Below are 16,321 nucleotides of genomic sequence, written 5' to 3'. Positions count from 1 at the left end.
CCTGAACCTCAGGCTGTTTCCATCCTGAACGCTGATACCGTCCTTAAGTTCCAGCATAGAAGAACGGCATAGAAAGATGGAAAACCGGCGCTGAACGGTAGCACATCGCCGCTAGCGCCGGTTTCTTGACTCAGGCCGGCTTGGCCTGGGCAATTACCTCTTCCAGGCGTTCTTTCTCCGCCTTCTCGATTTCTTCCTCGCTGATCATCTCGGCAATCTCACGCAGGCGCTCCACCACCCGGGCGTTGACGCTGCCCTCGGTGAACTGGCCCTTGTCATCCAGCACACCGGCCTCCTCGCCCACCAGCAGGCTCAACGCCTCGTCGGCCTGGCTGACGGCGTACACGTGGAACATGCCGTTCTCCACTGCCTGCAGCACGCGCTCGTCGAGCATCAGCGTGGCGACGTTGGCACGCGGGATGATCACCCCCTGCTCGCCGGTCAGGCCACGCGCCTCGCACAGGCGGAAGAAGCCCTCAATCTTCTCGTTGACCCCACCCACCGCCTGCACTTCACCAAACTGGTTGATCGAGCCGGTAATGGCGAAGCACTGCTTGAGCGGTGTGCGCGACAAGGCCGAGATCAGCGTGCAGGCTTCGCCCAGCGAGGCGCTGTCACCGTCCACATAGCCGTAGGACTGTTCCAGGGCGATGCTCGCCGAGATCGCCAGCGGGAACTCCTGGGCATAGCGGCTGCCCAGGTAGCCGGTGAGGATCATCACACCCTTGGAGTGAATCGGCTGGCCGAGGTTGACCTCGCGCTCGATGTCGACGATACCGCTGCCGCCCGGGTACACGGTGGCGGAGATGCGCGCCGGCATACCGAACGCCGAATCCCCCACTTCCAGCACGGTCAGGCCGTTGCACTTGCCGATGGCAGCGCCTTCGGTGTCGATCAGGATGATGCCGGCGAGCATGTCGTCCAGCACCCGCTGCGAAACACGCCCGGTACGGGTGGCCTTGGCCTTGAGCGCACGCTCGATGTGCCCGGCGTCGGTCATTTCGTCACTGGCCAGCTGGCGGATGAAATCGGCTTCGCTGACCAGCTGGAACAGGTCGCCGATACGCGCCGACAGACGCGACTGGTTTTCTGCCAGGCGGGCGCTGTAGGTGGCCAGGCGCGCCACCGCGTCACTGGTCAGTGGCGCCATGCCCTCTTCGTTGGTGCGGGTGCGCAACAGCTGGGCGAACTGCTCCAGGTTCTCGTCGACCATGGGCATGTCTTCGTCGAAGTCCACCAGCACCCGGAACATCTCCTGGAAGTCCGGGTCGTGGTCCTGCAGCGCGTAATACAGCTGGCGCGAACCGATGATGACCAGCTTGATGTTCAGCGGGATCATCTGCGGTGTCAGGCTGACGGTGGCCACCCGGCCCAGCTCGCCCAGTGGCGACTCCATCTTCAACTTGCGCGACTGCAGCGCACGCTTGAGCGCGTCCCAGACGAACGGCTCGCCCAGCATCTTCTCGGCTTCCAGAATCAGGAAGCCGCCGTTGGCGCGGTGCAGTGCGCCCGGGCGCAGCTGGCGGTACGAGGTGTACAGCGCACCCTGGTCGGTGCTGTATTCGATACGGCCAAACAGGTTGTCGTAGGTCGGGTGCGGTTCGAACACCACCGGCGCACCGCCGTCGGCGTGGTGGCCGACCACCAGGCTTGGGGCGTACTGCTCTTCCAGCAGCTTGCGCGCGGCCGCGTCGGTCTTGCTGTCATCGACCAGTTGCTCGACCACGGTACGCAGCAGGTTCAGCTGCACCGACTGCAGGTAGGCGCAGACCGCAGCGTTCTCGGCGTACTTCTCCGACAGCGGCGCCAGCAACGGTTGCAGGGCCAGGGTGATGGTTTCTTCGTTGAGCTGGCGCAGTTGGTTGTTCGACTCGCGTTTCCATTGCGGCAGGCTGGCCAGCTCTTCGTTCAGGCGTTCCTCGAGCAGGGCAATATCCTCGTGGAACTGCTCGCGCACCTCTTCCGGCAACTGGGCGAATTCGGCTTCATCCAGCGCCTTGCCGTCGGCCATCGGGGTGAAGGCGACGTTGCTGGCGTCGCGGTACAGGGCCACGTCCTTTTCCAGCGAGGCGCGCTCGATCACATCCAGGGCGCGGTCGTAACGCTGGTTGAAGGCGCGGTCGATGGCGCCTTTCTTCTGCTGGTACGACGGGTGCTCGAACACCGCCGGGAAGGTCGACAACAGGTTGTCGATCAGCCCGTTCATGTCGGTGATGAACGCCCCGGCGCTGCCGGACGGCAACTCCAGTGCGCGGGGTTCACGGGTGTCATCGAAGTGGTTGACGTAGACCCAGTCGGCCGGGGTCTGCTGGCGCTTGCCCTCGGCCTTGAGGTAGCGCTTGACGAACGAGAAGCGGCCGGTGCCGGGCTCGCCCATCACGTACACGTTGTAACCAGGGCGCGGCATGGCCACGCCGAACTGCAGGGCCTCGACAGCACGCTCCTGGCCCAGGACTCCGCGAAACGGCTCCAGATCGTCGGTATTGGTAAAGGCAAACTGCTCGGGGGAGAAACGCCGGGTCAGGGCTTCAGGCGCGAGACGCAGGCGCGCAGCGACAGGATCGGGCATTGGGTTTCCTTACTTCGGCGGGGCAGATACGCAGCATTCTGGCGCTGCCCGCGCGCGCCTTGCAAGGCTCCACGGGACTTTATGTCGCAGCCGGTGCGGGTCATGTAACCGCAAATTTTTCGCAATCAACAACGCAACTCTTAGATCGTGCCTAAACTCCAAGCTGCGCGGGTGGGTGAAAAGCTTTCCCGACCTGGCAACCGAGTTGCCAGAAACCCTGACCCTTGGTTAAGTCAAATAGAGAACAAATGCTATGAAACGGATTCTTCTGGGTACTCTGTTCACCGTGGTCTCGATCAATGCCATGGCCGAAGCGCCTGGCGGCCCGAACTGCGGTTGGGGCAACATGCTGTTCGAAGGCCAGCGCGGCACTCCGGCACACTTCCTGGCTTCCACCACCAACGGCACCTCCGGTAACGCCACCTTCGGCATGACCTCCGGCACCAACGGCTGCTCGACCAAGGCGTCGCTGACCTACGGCGGCAAGTCGTGGTTCGCCATGAACGGCATGATGAATGAGCTTTCCGAAGACATGGCCATGGGCCAGGGCGAAGCACTGACCACCTATGCCGTGGTTCTCGGCGTGGCCCCGGAAGACCGTGGCTACTTCGCATCGGTCACCCACCAGCACTTCAACCAGATCTTCAGCAGCGCCGACGTCACTGCCGAAACCGTCCACAGCAACACCCTGGCTGTTCTGAAGAACGACCCACGCCTAGCCAAATACGCAACCGAGGCCTGAGTGCAGCTGCTCCCGCCCCGGCCCCGGGGCGGGTTTCGCCTTTTTTCGGCATCGTTAAGAAGTAGTTGCCCGACATGCTCAAACGCTTCGTATCCCTGGCGCTGTGTGCCTGCGCCCCTGTTCATGCCGCGCCCGTGCTGGACCAAGGCCGTGTCCAGCAACTGGCCAACACCCCTTACTGGATTGCCCTGGGCCATTACGAAACCGCCAAGCTGGGTGGCTGGCGCAGCTATGTGGACGATGATGCGTTCTTCCTCGCCGAGGATGGCGCGCACCACCCCGACCAAGAGCTGCAAGCCACGGTCGAAGCGCTGTACGCCCCGGCCAGCCTCGGCGACAAGCATGCCCAGTGCGTATTCCCGGCGCGCACCCGCTGGCTGCGCGAACAGCTCGACCTGCAAGACTTGCCGCAACCGGACTGCCAGGAATTCACCACCTGGTACCAGTCGATCGACCCGCACAGTGCGGCGCTGATCTTCCCGGCGGCCTACCTGAACAGCCCGTCATCGATGTTCGGCCACACCTTGCTGCGCATCGACCAGTCCAACACCCGCAGCGACGACACCACGCTGCTGAGCTACGCGATCAACTTCGGCGCCTACATCGAAGGCAGCGACAACAGCATCCTGTACGCCTGGAAGGGCCTGATGGGCGGCTACCCGGGCCTGTTCGCGCTGATGCCCTACCAGGAAAAACTGTCCGAATACCGCAGCCTGGAAAACCGCGACCTGTGGGAGTACCAGCTGGACCTGACTCCGGAAGAAACCGGGCGCATGGTCGAACATGTGTGGGAGCTGAAGCAGATCCAGTTCGACTACTTCTTCTTCGACGAAAACTGCTCGTACCGCCTGCTGGAACTGCTGCAGGTGGCCCGCCCGAGCCTGGACCTGACCTCGCAGTTTCCGCTGACCGCCATCCCGACCGACACGGTGAAGGCCGTGAAGCAGTCCGGCATGGTCGCCAGCGAGACGTACCGCCCCTCTCGAGAACGTGAACTGCTGGCTCGGGCCGAGCCACTCGATCACGGCGAAAAGCGCCAGGTGCTGGCTGCAAGCGCCGACACCACTCACCTGCAGAGCCCCGAGTTCAAGGCCCTCCCCCGCCAGCGCCAGGCGCTGGTGCAGGATGCCGCGTACCGCCTGGAGCGTTACCGCGCCAATGGCCAGGAGCGCGACCCAGGGCAAGCCAAGCGCAGTTTCGAACTGCTGCGGGCGATCAACAGCAACCCGCCACCGCCCCTGCAGATCGAGCGCCCGGGCCTGCCCGAGGACGGCCATGATTCACGCACCTGGCAGCTTGGCGTGGGCACCCGCGAAGACCGCGCCTACGCCGAGTACGGCCTGCGCATGGCCTACCACGACCTGAATGACAACGCCTATGGCTTCCCGCTGGGGGCGCAGATCGAGATCCTGCAGCTGAAGCTGCGCCAGTACGAAGGCAATGACTGGCAGGTGCAGCGCCTGGACCTGGCCACCATCCGCTCGCTGACGCCGCGCAACGAGCTGCTCAAGCCTTGGTCGTGGCAGGTGGCCGGCGGGCTGGAGCGCGTGCCGGGCAAGCATGATGACGAAGTGCTGGTGAGCCATGTGAACGGCGGGGCCGGCGGCACCTGGCAACTGGCCGACGGGTTGCTGGGCTTTGCCCTGGGCACGGTGCGGATCGAGCACCACAATGATTTTGCCCAGTTCATCGCCCCGGCGGCGGGCTTCAATGGCGGGCTGCTGTGGCGCAACGGGCTGGGCAACATGACGCTGGAGGCCAAGGGCGACTACTTCACCAATGGCGAGGTACGGCGCAGTGTGAGTTTGAACCAGCAGTGGGAGATCAGCCAGAACCTGGGGGTGCGGTTGAGTGCTTCGCGGGAATTCAGCCACCTGGCTACGGCGCAGAACGAGGTGATGCTGGAGTTGAAGTGGTATCACTACTGAAAAGCATCGGTTGTCTGCACTGGCCCTATCGCCGGCAAGCCAGCTCCCACAGGATGATCACAGGATTCAAGGCATGTGCAGTACCTGTGGGAGCTGGCTTGCCGGCGATAGGGCCGGTACAGGCCACAGTGTGAACCAACCGACTCTTTGACACTGTTTTAACGCCCCCCCGACAAATCGCCACCTAGACTTTCCAGTATCAACCGGAGGGTTTTGTGGTTATGTCGCGGTACTGGTTCGGCGTGTGCATGGCGTTGTTGCTGTCTGGTTGCGAAACCACCCACGAGCAGATGGTCCACCAGGGTTATCCCCCCGCCTATGCCGATGGCTTTCAGGATGGCTGCAGCAGCGGCCGCCAGGCGGCAGGACTGATGGTCGGCGGCTTTCGCAAGGACGTGCCGCGCTACCTGCACGAGCGCCAGTACGAAAGCGGCTGGGACGACGGCTTTCGCCAGTGCCACGCCATGCAGAACAGCGAAGAACAGCGCCAGTACCACGAGCGCTTCTGGGACCAGCGCGAGCGCGACTGGGAGCAGGAAAAGGACCGCGACGCCGCACGCGCCTATCGCCACAACTGAGTCGCAAACGGACATCCCTTGAAACCGGCGGCCTGCGATGATGGTCTCCTGCACAAGGAGGCCACGCATGAGCCGAGCATTCGTCAACGAAGACCAGGCCGCCGCCCAGGCTGATCAGCCGGTCGAGCGACGGGTCAGCGAACAACCCAACTACGTGACCGCCAGTGGCCTGCGCCAGCTGCAGGAGCGCGTGGCCGAACTGAACGCCCTGCGCAGCGAACTGCAGGCACAGGGCGAACGTGGCGACAAGCAGCGGCTGGCGGATACCGAACGGGACCTGCGCTACTTCAGCGCGCGGGTGCAGAGTGCCCAGGTGGTGCCGGCGGCGACATCGCGCAGCAAGGTGCAGATTGGTAGCCGGGTGCGGTTTGTCGATGGGCAGGACCAGGAGCAAGTGGTAAGGCTGGTGGGCGAGGATGAGGCGGATGCCGGGCGGGGGTTGATCAACTGGGGTTCGCCGTTGGGGCGGGCTTTGCTCGGGGCAGGGCCTGGGGATGAGGTGGTCTGGCGGCGGCCGGTGGGGGAGCAGGTGATCGAAGTGGTTGAGGTTTTGGGTGAAGATTGAGGACCTGGGGGCTGCTTTGCAGCCCATCGCGACACAAGGCCGCTCCTACAAGGACCGCGTCATTTCTGAACATGCGCGGTACCTGTAGGAGCGGCCTTGTGTCGCGAAAGGGCCGCAAAGCGGCCCCAACGGCCTCAGATCAAACGACGCCCTGCGCCAGCATCGCATCAGCCACTTTCACGAAGCCTGCGATGTTCGCACCTTTGACGTAGTTGATGCTGCCATCCGCCTCTTCACCGTAATGCACGCAAGCATGGTGAATCGACTGCATGATGTTGTGCAGCTTGCTGTCCACCTCACCGGCAGTCCACAGCAGGCGCATGGCGTTCTGCGACATCTCCAGGCCCGACACGGCCACGCCGCCGGCGTTGGAGGCCTTGCCCGGGGCATACAGAATGCCCGCTTCCAGGAAGATATCCACAGCCTCCAGGGTGGTCGGCATGTTGGCGCCTTCGGCCACGCAGATGCAGCCATTGCGCAGCAAGGTGCGGGCGTCTTCGGCGTCCAGCTCGTTCTGCGTGGCACACGGCAGGGCGATGTCGCACGGCAGGCTCCACGGGGTCTGGCCCTTGCGGAACTCCAGGCCGAACTGCGCGGCCAGTTCGCTGATGCGGCCACGCTTGACGTTCTTCAACTCCATCACCGCATCCCACTGGGCATCGGTCAGGCCAGCTTCGGCGTACAGGGTACCTTCGGAGTCGGACAGCGAAATCACCTTGCCACCCAGGTCCATGACCTTGCGCGCGGCATACTGGGCCACGTTACCCGAACCGGAAACCGCCACGCGGCAGCCATCGATACGCTTGTCCTGGCGCTTGAGCATTTCCTCGGCGAAGTACACGCAGCCGTAGCCGGTGGCTTCCGGGCGGATCAGGCTGCCGCCATAGGTCATGCCCTTGCCGGTCAGCACCGAAGTGAACTGGTTGGCCAGGCGCTTGTACTGGCCGAACATGAAGCCGATTTCACGGGCACCCACGCCGATGTCGCCGGCAGGGACGTCCAGGTCTGCGCCAATGTGGCGGTACAGCTCGCTCATGAACGCCTGGCAGAAGCGCATGACTTCGGCGTCGCTCTTGCCTTTGGGGTCGAAGTCCGAGCCGCCTTTGCCGCCGCCCATGGGCAGCGAGGTGAGGGAGTTCTTGAACACCTGCTCGAAGGCCAGGAACTTCAGCACGCCCAGGTTGACCGACGGGTGGAAGCGCAGGCCGCCCTTGTACGGGCCGATGGCGCTGCTCATCTGGATGCGGTAGCCGCGGTTGACCTGCACCTTGCCCTGGTCATCGACCCAGGACACGCGGAACAGCACGGCGCGCTCGGGCTCGACCATGCGCTCCAGAATGCCGGCCTGCAGGTAATGCGGGTTGGCCTCGAGGAATGGCCACAGGCTGCGCAGCACTTCTTCCACAGCCTGGTGGAATTCAGGTTGGGCCGGGTCGCGTTGCTTCAGGCGCGCGAGGAAATTGTCGACAGATTCGATCATGGTAGACATCTCACCAAGAGGATTGGACTTATTGGTTTTTTTCACGAATGTACCAAGAAGCAATCGCACCGGAATAGGGCGAAATGTCGTTTTTTTGAAATTATTTGGTGCGTTTTCTATAAGTGTATACAAAACCCGGGGCGGCGGCGGCTTCATTCGCGGGCGCGCCCGCTCCCACAGGTTCACCACAGGCCTTGGGTTCCAGGGGCTCCTGTGGGAGCGGGCATGCCCGCGAATGAAGCCAGCACCACTTTCCAGCCAGGCACAAAAATGGGGCCTCAAAGGGCCCCATTCTTGTGCATCAGAACACCGGCTTACTGGGCCAGCTTCTTGTGCCGTACACGGTGCGGCTGGGCAGCAGCATCGCCCAGGCGCTTCTTGCGGTCGGCTTCGTACTCGGTGTAGTTACCCTCGAAGAACACCACGTTCGAGTCGTCTTCGTACGCCAGGATGTGGGTAGCCACACGGTCCAGGAACCAACGGTCGTGGGAGATCACGATCGCCGCGCCCGGGAAGTCCAGCAGGGCTTCTTCCAGCGAACGCAGGGTTTCGACGTCGAGGTCGTTGGACGGTTCGTCGAGCAGCAGGACGTTACCGCCCTCCTTCAGGGTCAGGGCCAGGTGCAGGCGGCCACGCTCACCACCGGACAGGTCCTTGACGAACTTCTGCTGGTCGCCACCCTTGAAGTTGAAGCGGCCCACATAGGTACGCGACGGGATCTCGTAGTTGCCGATGCGGATCATGTCGGACCCGTCGGAAACCTGCTGGAACACGGTCTTGCCGCCGTCCAGGTCCTCGCGGCTCTGGTCGACGCAGGCCAGCTGCACGGTTTCACCGATCTCGATGCTGCCCGAGTCCGGTTGTTCCTTGCCCATCAGCATGCGGAACAGGGTCGACTTACCGGCACCGTTACCACCGATCACACCGACGATGGCGCCTTTAGGCATGGAGAACGACAGGTTGTCGATCAGCACGCGATCGCCGTAGCCCTTGGTGACGTTCTTGAACTCGATGACCTTGTCGCCCAGGCGCGGACCGGCCGGGATGTAGATCTCGTTGGTTTCGCTGCGCTTCTGGAATTCCTGCGACTGCATTTCTTCAAAGCGCTGCAGACGGGCCTTGGACTTGGACTGGCGGGCCTTGGCGCCTTTGCGCACCCATTCCAGTTCCTCTTTCATGGCCTTCTCGTGGGCGGACTGCTGCTTGGATTCCTGCGCCAGGCGCTCGGACTTGGCTTCCAGCCAGCCCGAGTAGTTGCCTTCGTACGGGATGCCCGCGCCGCGGTCCAGTTCCAGGATCCAGCCGGCGACGTTGTCGAGGAAGTAACGGTCGTGGGTAATGGCTACCACGGTGCCCGGGAAGTCGTGCAGGAAGCGCTCCAGCCAGGCCACCGAGTCGGCGTCCAGGTGGTTGGTCGGTTCGTCCAGCAGCAGCATGTCGGGGGCCGACAGCAGCAGGCGGCACAGGGCCACGCGGCGCTTCTCACCACCGGACAGGTGCTCGATGCGTGCGTCCCAGGCCGGCAGGCGCAGAGCGTCGGCGGCAACGTCCAGCTGGCGCTCAAGGTTGTGGCCGTCAGCGGCCTGCAGGATGGCTTCCAGCTTGGCCTGCTCGGCGGCCAGCTTGTCGAAGTCGGCATCCGGTTCGGCGTAGGCGGCATAGACCTCGTCCAGGCGCGCCTGGGCGTCCTTGATCACGCTGACCGCTTCCTCGACCACTTCGCGCACCGACTTGTTCGGGTCCAGTTGCGGTTCCTGCGGCAGGTAGCCAACGTTGATGTCGGGCATCGGACGGGCTTCGCCGTCGAATTCCTTGTCGACGCCCGCCATGATCCGCAGCAGGGTCGATTTACCGGCGCCGTTCAGGCCGAGCACGCCGATCTTGGCGCCCGGGAAGAACGACAGGGAAATGTTCTTGAGAATTTCCCGCTTCGGCGGCACGACCTTGCTCAGCCGATGCATGGTGTAGACGTATTGAGCCATTCTGGATACCCCAGTCTAAAGGTTAAGAAATACCGGGCAGCCCACGTGAATTTGACCGGGCTGCCATTGCCAAAAAATTCGTTGTCTGGCGTCGCGCTGTTAATTGGGGCTGCAAAAACGCGTAAACAGCCTTCTCGCCATGAAAATGATCCGTTGCGCAGCTGGCGAGGATTGGCCGGGGGTCTGGATGCGGTCGCTGGGTGGTGCAACGCAGTGAAGCAGCCTTTTCCGCCCTACCTCATGTTCTCGCTTCAAAAAATCGACCTCGCCATGACGCTCAGAGCCGGCAGGCTGCTCGCTCCTGTGGCGCCTGCGCCAGTCGTCGCCGCTGCCAAGCTGGCTATCATCTCAACTACGTGCGACACGCTCAACTGTTCGCCTGCTGGGTGGCAGAAAGGTAGTCATGTTCATCATTGGACAAAGGGAGGCTGAGCAAAGCGGAGTACGCTGGTATAGACCAAGACGGGGCTTGGCCTGCGGACTGAGCATCACCAGCGAAAAACGTGAATTTTTCATTGCCGTGGGCGAGCGAATTGCCCGCCTGCGCAAAGAACACGGCATCACCCACACTCTGTTGCGCAGATGCTCGATACCCTGATCGCTCAAGCCAAGCCTCCCTTCCTTCGCTGCTGGCTTTGGTCGAAGCCGGTGCCTGGATGAATATGAACTTAATCTAATTACTATATACAAATTCAATACCAAACTTCATTTCATGACCAATTAAATTAATCTCGTCATGCCATCAACAACGCAGTTATAAACACAGGTCTTTCCGCCAATAGAGGCAACCTCACCTGCGCCTTTTGCACCAACCGACCCCTAGGATTTTATTTCTTCAATCCCACCAAGTGCTTAAATGGACCCTCATCTAAATCAAACCCTAGATCTGTGATAAGTCTAACTGCCTCCTGGTACTCGTCGTCCGTAATAGAAATATCAAATTCACAAATGTGATCGCATAGTATCTCAAAGGCTAGGCCTTCCTCATTGTACGCGACATAGTCCAAAGCCCCTTGGAGCAGGCCAGCTTCCAATCGGCCGTCGAATTTCTTCCCGAATTCAATAATACGATCTGCAAACATAAAATTTACCTCATTGATCAGCCGCGACGCTTCAGCGTGTAGCGCTCAAGAAAAAATCTATTTTGCAAGTTTGGCTTTCAAGACTGCCCGATCAATCATGCCATCAGTAATGCAGGGTACAAAACCAAGCCTGTCTCCCATCTCAAAGCTCTTCTTGTAACCGTTCAATCGTTCAACGTCACCAGCTATTGCCAATGCAGCCAAGTGCCGAAGGGGCATCGCGCCTTTACTGTCAGTCGGCAGACTTCTATAACCCATCAGGCCGGACTCAATATTTTGAGAGCGTGCCCAAGACATGGCTTTCTCAGACATCCTGAGAACATCATCACTAGAAAATTCAGGCAACTTCTCCGGAGGCTCATTACTAACTATTACCGGCGAATATCCGCTCCCCTCTCCCCACACAAACGCAACAGTTTCCGAGAATTCTTTGGTCGAAACCGATGGCATAAGTGACACCCGAAAATGATCCGAGCGCTTCTTCACAGACGGGATTACTTGAACTTTAACCCCATCAACATCTGTCACGCAAAAATAATCCCCGACTTCATCCTTGCTACAAACCCAGCCCTGCTCCGTCAAAATTGAAGCCACATCTTTTTCCTTCATCACTTAGCACCAGGAAAATTCATTATCTCAATAGGGATACCGTTAGGATAACCTTGATCCTTTATTGGTACGCCTGGCGTGAGGCCAAAACTTTCGGAAACTTTCCCTCTTGGAATTGAAGCCCCATCTTTTATTTGAGGGAAAAATTCTGACTGACGAATACTGAAGTCCGCGCCCCCTGTCTTAACCTCAATAATTCTCAAGGTCCCATCAGGTGCTTCGGCCACGATATCTGGCCTACAACGACCAGTTCCGCAGGAGCTACCGAATGACATTTCCTTTTCGCTGACTCTCAACCCTTGAGACGAAAGTTAATCCTTTATGTCATCCACCATATTCAAGTGATGATCATAGTGATCTTTGATGCCTTCGGATCTGTTGCAGTACCTTTTGCACCGCTGGTAGCTTTGCCTAGTATCACCACCGCCGCTAACTTGACTACATCATCCCGCGTAGCACCTTTATCGACAAGATTAATGATTCCTGGCACATCCACCGGCGCCAAGGTCGAGCCGAGCAAGCCGTCCTGACGTGCCCGTTCATTGATTGCCTCTGCTGATCTGGCTGGGCCTGCGAAACATGACGGCGAACTGGGGCTCAGCGGCGCAGGATTGGAAAAGTGCGATGAATCAAATTCGCGATTTGTACGGAGATCGGTTCATCAGGCCGACCCAGTGAAAATCAGGGCCTGCCAGACGGCAGGCCGTTACCGGCTCGCACACAAAAAGGCTGACACTTCCCAAAAGCACACCACATTCAGCCTAAGCCTCTACATCTAAACTTGCCACTTAATTCTCAAGGATAAATAAAGTCGATGCAAATTTTAAATTTAATCAAGTCCAAGGCCACCTCACAGCCACTCCACGCTGGCAGTCCTCCTGTCAGTTTATTCTCAACATACCAACGACGCAACTCTATTAAAAGATCTAAAATATCTGTATTGACTCGCCCGCCTGCCGTAAACCAGGCAACGTTACCTTGTACATCAATGTAGTCATACTCATACTCACAGCTATCTAGCTCCTGGGATAGTTGTGCACGCATAATAACTTTACAGGCTCCATCGGGAGCAATCTCAAACAGAATACCCCCAATGTCATTGTAGATATCATCATCACTACGCATCAATTTCCACCCGGTGAATTTTTGAATAAAATCTCTTTTGGACGAGCAATACCTATTGAATACTGCACATTAAAGCTTTCTGGCCGAACACTATTGCCAGAATAAATAGCCTCAATCTTTACGTTAACTTGCTTTCCCTCCTTGAGTGCGGACGCCCATGTATCCCCCATAGATTTCCAAGTACCTTTATTCAAGCTCCCATTCATGGGAAGGAGGTTCAACCTCTCCCCAGGTCCGTTGAATATACTAGGCTCCGTACGAAAAGAGATGTCGCAAACACCGCATGGAACAAGCCAGTGAGACCATGGCGGCATAGCTTTTCGCGAGCTTGTCGAAGCGTGTGACGATGCGGCGATTCTCTTTCAGCCAGCCAAAAATGCGTTCAATGATGTTGCGCTGTCAGTATTTGGGCCCATCAAACAGTCTGGGTAAGCCAGGCTTGGGTTTGCGCTTCATAGAGCGCATCGGGATGACGGGTTGCATACGGTACTGGTCGCAGTATCGGCGCAGCGTTTCGGCGTCGTAGCCCTTGTCGGCGAGCAACCATTTGCAGCGCTTGCGCGGGCGGCCAGGTTGGTTTGATGGAATGCTGACTTCGTCCAGCAGTGGTTGTGCGTAGCTGATGTCACTGGCTTGACCGCCAGAGAGGAGGAAGCGCAACGGTGTCCCGTTGGCGTCGCAGAGCATGTGAATCTTAGTTGTCAGGCCACCGCGACTGCGGCCTAGAGCGTGATCGGCAGGTTCGTCAGGCCCCCTTTTTTCCGAGCGCCAGATGAGGCTCGGGTTGCACGTACTGCGGTTGAGTCGATCATCCAGGTTTGCAGATCAATCAAGCCTTGCTCATTCAATCTCAGGTGAAGCCGGGTTGTACAAGATGCGATTGGTCTTGGTCAGCCACTTGAACCAGACCCGAATCGGCGTGATGCGCACCGTTTGGCTGCGGGTCGACAGCGGTTCGCCATCGGCTTTTCGATACAAAAAAAGATGACGCTGATAGCGCTCTAAAATGGGTCGGGTGATTTCCTGGGGCCGGGTCAAACCGCGTTCGTCACACCAATGGATAAACGCAATCAACAGGCTTTCGCGGTTGCCCACGGTGCGCTCGGAATAACCACGCTCACGCTGGTATTGCAGAAACTGTTTCATCTGAAAATACAGGCTGCCGGGATCGCCTAGTGGGCCAATGATTTGTTCCGAAACACGCTGTTTTTTGCTCTCGTCTTTTTTCGGCATAACCACCTCGACTTAGACGGCGCTGGACAACGCGGAGTGGTTGTTTTGTGGATGCTGGATCAGTGGTTTTTCGTTCAGACCGACCGCTTCGGCCTCAACGCCAGAAACGGCGTGGCTTTGCGCATGGTTGAGGGTGTCCGACTGAGTACCGACCATGGCCCGACCTGAGTCCGATCGTTTTTCTGAATCCCCCGACCGAGCGGATGTGTTGTCGAGTTGGTCGGCATCGATCAGGCCCATCAAATGCGGTTGATGACCGCTTTTGCCGTCATACGTGAGGGTGTATTCATGCGCTAACCCCTTGCGGTGCGGCAGCAGGTATTCCAGTTCGGTCAGTCGGCCCAAATGGATTTTTAACTGGGTATTCCCCCAACCGGTGGCCTCGCGCACGTCCTTGCGACCAAACCGAAACTCATTCTTTTTAAGCCCCTGCGCCTGGCTTCGGGCTTCGACCCAGCCCTGCAATAACTCCAGCAAACGCCGCGTTTGCGGCGGCAGTTCGTCCAGGGTGCGCCCAAGAATGTCGTGGGCCAGCCGATTGGCCAACACGATGTCGCCCTTCGTGACCTCGATGTAAGCCAACGACTTGCCTCGGTGCTCAATGTGTTTGACTGGGCGTTGATGCTGATGCAGCAAGGCAATGCAGCGAATCAGCGTCAGGTATTTCATGTGGTCGCGCCGGGTACGGGTTTTGTCCGAAAGAAAGGTCCATTGATCGGCGAACGCCACGGTTTTGATCAGCCGCTGGGCATTCTGATGCAGGCGCGTAATCGCCTGTTTTTCGGCGTCGGCCAGCAGCCAAACCCACTTGGCTGAACGGCTGGGCGTGTCCCAGCAGACCATCCAAGCCTATGAGTCCGGCAAGCGGCGTATCCAGGTAGCGGCGTTGCCGGAGCTGGCCAGGCTGCTTTCGACCACATTCGAAGAGCTGTTTGGTCAGCAGAAGGAAACCACTGTGCGTAAACGTGGGCCTGCTCCAAAATGGCAACAGCAACTGGAAGCCATTGAGCAGCTATCTAAAAGCCAACAGAAATTCGTTGCGCAGATGCTCGATGCCCTGATCGCTCAGGCCACGACCAAAGCAAGCAGCGAAGGAAAGGAGATTTTGCAGTAAGCAGATAAAACAACACGGCGCATGGCCGGTGCAGAATGAGGACACCTATCAAATATGAGCAGAAATTCGTTTATATAAAAACTCATAAAAATCTGAAGCGTAATTAACATCTTCACCAGACGGAAGTCGAAGATTCACGGGACACTCACCATCTTTAAACTTTGAATAGTCAAAGAAAAAGACTTCCCCCATATCAGTTTCGCTAATCACAAGCTTTTTGCCATCTACCAGATTATTTTTTATGCCCACAATATGCTGATAGACAATATCCCCTCCATTGACACCCTCAAAGTCCACGCCATAGATACTGTAAATTTCTTCAGTACCAATCTCGCCCCCCGCATACGTCTTTAAAAAACCACTTGTACGACCCTGGCAGTTCAAGTCCTAGCCGCTGCTCGGCCTTCTCAATCCAGTCATCACCCACGCAATCGGCCTGGCTACCAAAGCACACGATATCAGGATGCAGTGATACTAAATCCTCAATTTGATGCGTCGTAACTTGGCTCATTCTCAATTCCTAAAGTCTGCAGATCGTTGCTTCCAGTACTGCACCTTCCACCTATCAAAAGCTGCCCTATCAATACCAGAAGGAATTGCATTAGGGTTAATGTGAATAGTTGCGCTATTGGCTTGGTGAAAACTTTGCGTCATTTCTGCAATAGGCCCTGACTGTGTTTGCGTCATATGGTGCAGGTTCACCGACTTGCCATCTACACCTATGGGCGCTCGACCAGAGGCCATACCCTCAACATTACTACCTGTTATGACTTTGCCACCTTCACGCCAACCAGTTTGCAAATTAGGATCAAATAAATCATTCCGCTGATAGACCTTATTTCCACTAAACTGAATAGGATCTTTTGACCAAAAATTACGTTACTGAGTAAAACAGAGCCCGCCTCTGTAGCGTTCCCTATTCCTTTTGCACCACTTGAATTAGCTCATTAAAAGTGCCTCTACGGCACTTCGGTCAGTCGACCGGAAGAAAACCTCCAATTGATGCGCCTCATCTCGCCCCCAGTCAAGAGCCGCGTCGCGCAACACCTCCAGATAAACCTTCAGGTCATCTACTGGCACGTTTGGAGTAACTTCATGCACAAGAACCACCTTGCGGCATGGAATCCATTCAAGATCTCTCAAACAGTCGTAGAGTGCATCCCAATTGAATCCAAAATACCCTGGAAGCCATAGCTGGTAATATAGCGCGCTCAGCAGCTCTTCCGAGAGAGAAATTTTCGGATCAATACGGACATAAAAGACTTCCGCAGCGTCGAATGAAGGCGTGAGATCGGAGTACTTGAATGGCAGCAT

General features: G+C 58.2%; 17 protein-coding genes and 2 pseudogenes. 5 read left to right on the top strand and 14 right to left on the bottom strand.

The genetic code is table 11. The features are described from left to right. Positions 1-130: 130 nt before the first annotated feature. Complete coding sequence (locus tag CAG22_RS24140) at positions 131-2,569, bottom strand: Lon protease family protein (RefSeq protein WP_085619571.1); 2,439 nt, start codon at positions 2,567-2,569, stop codon at positions 131-133. Positions 2,570-2,822: 253 nt separating this feature from the next. Here CAG22_RS24140 and CAG22_RS24135 point away from each other — a divergent pair, with 253 nt between their 5' ends. The 4 genes from CAG22_RS24135 to CAG22_RS24120 all read left to right on the top strand — a co-directional run bounded on the left by CAG22_RS24135 (position 2,823) and on the right by CAG22_RS24120 (position 6,382). Then, a complete protein-coding gene (locus CAG22_RS24135; RefSeq protein WP_003256313.1) occupies positions 2,823-3,311 on the top strand; it encodes a DUF3015 domain-containing protein in 489 nt (162 codons plus the stop codon). Positions 3,312-3,385: 74 nt separating this feature from the next. Next, the gene (locus tag CAG22_RS24130; RefSeq protein ID WP_085706333.1) at positions 3,386-5,239 is read left to right on the top strand and encodes a DUF4105 domain-containing protein; all 1,854 of its coding nucleotides are present in this window, start codon (positions 3,386-3,388) and stop codon (positions 5,237-5,239) included. Between the two features lie 221 nt (positions 5,240-5,460). Next, complete coding sequence (locus CAG22_RS24125) at positions 5,461-5,817, top strand: hypothetical protein (protein WP_085706332.1); 357 nt, start codon at positions 5,461-5,463, stop codon at positions 5,815-5,817. A gap of 67 nt (positions 5,818-5,884) precedes the next feature. Further along, a complete protein-coding gene (locus CAG22_RS24120) occupies positions 5,885-6,382 on the top strand; it encodes a GreA/GreB family elongation factor (RefSeq protein ID WP_085706331.1) in 498 nt (165 codons plus the stop codon). Positions 6,383-6,521: 139 nt separating this feature from the next. On the opposite strand, the gene gdhA is transcribed toward CAG22_RS24120, so the two are convergent. The 10 genes and pseudogenes from gdhA to CAG22_RS24075 form a co-directional block, all read right to left on the bottom strand. Then, the gene (gene gdhA / locus CAG22_RS24115; RefSeq protein WP_085592570.1) at positions 6,522-7,862 is read right to left on the bottom strand and encodes an NADP-specific glutamate dehydrogenase; all 1,341 of its coding nucleotides are present in this window, start codon (positions 7,860-7,862) and stop codon (positions 6,522-6,524) included. 314 nt (positions 7,863-8,176) lie between these two features. Then, complete coding sequence (gene ettA, locus CAG22_RS24110) at positions 8,177-9,844, bottom strand: energy-dependent translational throttle protein EttA (protein WP_015268893.1); 1,668 nt, start codon at positions 9,842-9,844, stop codon at positions 8,177-8,179. Positions 9,845-10,671: 827 nt separating this feature from the next. Beyond that, a complete protein-coding gene (locus CAG22_RS24105; RefSeq protein WP_075043697.1) occupies positions 10,672-10,926 on the bottom strand; it encodes a MafI family immunity protein in 255 nt (84 codons plus the stop codon). A gap of 57 nt (positions 10,927-10,983) precedes the next feature. Then, positions 10,984-11,535: a hypothetical protein gene (locus CAG22_RS24100; protein ID WP_085706330.1), complete on the bottom strand. Its 552-nt coding sequence runs from the start codon at positions 11,533-11,535 to the stop codon at positions 10,984-10,986. Beyond that, complete coding sequence (locus CAG22_RS28270) at positions 11,535-11,762, bottom strand: hypothetical protein (protein ID WP_139833516.1); 228 nt, start codon at positions 11,760-11,762, stop codon at positions 11,535-11,537. Before CAG22_RS28270 ends, CAG22_RS24100 begins: the two co-directional genes overlap by 1 nt. 568 nt (positions 11,763-12,330) lie before the next feature. Beyond that, positions 12,331-12,660 carry a hypothetical protein gene (locus tag CAG22_RS24095; RefSeq protein WP_085618661.1) on the bottom strand — a complete coding sequence of 110 codons (330 nt, stop codon included), beginning with the start codon at positions 12,658-12,660 and terminating at the stop codon, positions 12,331-12,333. Continuing rightward, entirely contained in the window at positions 12,660-12,974 is a 315-nt protein-coding gene (locus CAG22_RS24090; protein ID WP_085706329.1) for a DNA/RNA non-specific endonuclease, read from the bottom strand. Before CAG22_RS24090 ends, CAG22_RS24095 begins: the two co-directional genes overlap by 1 nt. After that, positions 12,907-13,523, bottom strand: a pseudogene (locus CAG22_RS24085) (IS5 family transposase); the annotation flags it as partial. The gene CAG22_RS24090 and the pseudogene CAG22_RS24085, both read right to left, overlap by 68 nt. Further along, positions 13,501-13,806, bottom strand: a complete 306-nt coding sequence (locus tag CAG22_RS24080; protein ID WP_046616158.1) for a site-specific integrase — start codon at positions 13,804-13,806, stop codon at positions 13,501-13,503. The gene CAG22_RS24080 and the pseudogene CAG22_RS24085, both read right to left, overlap by 23 nt. Before the next feature lie 99 nt (positions 13,807-13,905). Next, positions 13,906-14,736 (bottom strand): hypothetical protein, encoded by an 831-nt coding sequence (locus CAG22_RS24075; protein WP_139833515.1) that lies wholly within the window; start codon positions 14,734-14,736, stop codon positions 13,906-13,908. Here CAG22_RS24075 and CAG22_RS24070 point away from each other — a divergent pair. After that, positions 14,720-15,007, top strand: coding sequence for a helix-turn-helix domain-containing protein (locus CAG22_RS24070; protein WP_200900017.1), 288 nt, complete (start codon positions 14,720-14,722; stop codon positions 15,005-15,007). The two genes, CAG22_RS24075 and CAG22_RS24070, sit on opposite strands and share 17 nt — an antisense overlap. A gap of 48 nt (positions 15,008-15,055) precedes the next feature. Here the strand turns inward: CAG22_RS24070 and CAG22_RS24065 are convergent. From CAG22_RS24065 to CAG22_RS24055, 3 genes and pseudogenes are all read right to left on the bottom strand, one after another. Beyond that, positions 15,056-15,518: pseudogene (locus tag CAG22_RS24065) on the bottom strand (SMI1/KNR4 family protein). Between the two features lie 2 nt (positions 15,519-15,520). Next, positions 15,521-15,751 carry an HNH/ENDO VII family nuclease gene (locus CAG22_RS24060; RefSeq protein WP_256582448.1) on the bottom strand — a complete coding sequence of 77 codons (231 nt, stop codon included), beginning with the start codon at positions 15,749-15,751 and terminating at the stop codon, positions 15,521-15,523. A gap of 195 nt (positions 15,752-15,946) precedes the next feature. Next, positions 15,947-16,321: a barstar family protein gene (locus CAG22_RS24055; RefSeq protein ID WP_025337627.1), complete on the bottom strand. Its 375-nt coding sequence runs from the start codon at positions 16,319-16,321 to the stop codon at positions 15,947-15,949.

It is taken from the genome of Pseudomonas sp. B8(2017) (assembly GCF_002113575.1).
GTDB classification, from domain to species: Bacteria; Pseudomonadota; Gammaproteobacteria; order Pseudomonadales; family Pseudomonadaceae; genus Aquipseudomonas; species Aquipseudomonas putida_Z.
This window is presented reverse-complemented; position numbering and strand designations above follow the sequence as displayed.

Coding starts and splice junctions, on each gene's coding strand:
- CAG22_RS24140 (WP_085619571.1), bottom strand. CDS start 2,569: ATGCCCGATCCTGTCGCTGCGCGCCTGCGTCTCGCGCCTGAAGCCCTG.
- CAG22_RS24135 (WP_003256313.1), top strand. CDS start 2,823: ATGAAACGGATTCTTCTGGGTACTCTGTTCACCGTGGTCTCGATCAAT.
- CAG22_RS24130 (WP_085706333.1), top strand. CDS start 3,386: ATGCTCAAACGCTTCGTATCCCTGGCGCTGTGTGCCTGCGCCCCTGTT.
- CAG22_RS24125 (WP_085706332.1), top strand. CDS start 5,461: ATGTCGCGGTACTGGTTCGGCGTGTGCATGGCGTTGTTGCTGTCTGGT.
- CAG22_RS24120 (WP_085706331.1), top strand. CDS start 5,885: ATGAGCCGAGCATTCGTCAACGAAGACCAGGCCGCCGCCCAGGCTGAT.
- gdhA (WP_085592570.1), bottom strand. CDS start 7,862: ATGATCGAATCTGTCGACAATTTCCTCGCGCGCCTGAAGCAACGCGAC.
- ettA (WP_015268893.1), bottom strand. CDS start 9,844: ATGGCTCAATACGTCTACACCATGCATCGGCTGAGCAAGGTCGTGCCG.
- CAG22_RS24105 (WP_075043697.1), bottom strand. CDS start 10,926: ATGTTTGCAGATCGTATTATTGAATTCGGGAAGAAATTCGACGGCCGA.
- CAG22_RS24100 (WP_085706330.1), bottom strand. CDS start 11,535: ATGAAGGAAAAAGATGTGGCTTCAATTTTGACGGAGCAGGGCTGGGTT.
- CAG22_RS24095 (WP_085618661.1), bottom strand. CDS start 12,660: ATGCGTAGTGATGATGATATCTACAATGACATTGGGGGTATTCTGTTT.
- CAG22_RS24090 (WP_085706329.1), bottom strand. CDS start 12,974: ATGCCGCCATGGTCTCACTGGCTTGTTCCATGCGGTGTTTGCGACATC.
- CAG22_RS24080 (WP_046616158.1), bottom strand. CDS start 13,806: ATGAAACAGTTTCTGCAATACCAGCGTGAGCGTGGTTATTCCGAGCGC.
- CAG22_RS24075 (WP_139833515.1), bottom strand. CDS start 14,736: ATGGTCTGCTGGGACACGCCCAGCCGTTCAGCCAAGTGGGTTTGGCTG.
- CAG22_RS24060 (WP_256582448.1), bottom strand. CDS start 15,751: ATGGCCTCTGGTCGAGCGCCCATAGGTGTAGATGGCAAGTCGGTGAAC.
- CAG22_RS24055 (WP_025337627.1), bottom strand. CDS start 16,321: ATGCTGCCATTCAAGTACTCCGATCTCACGCCTTCATTCGACGCTGCG.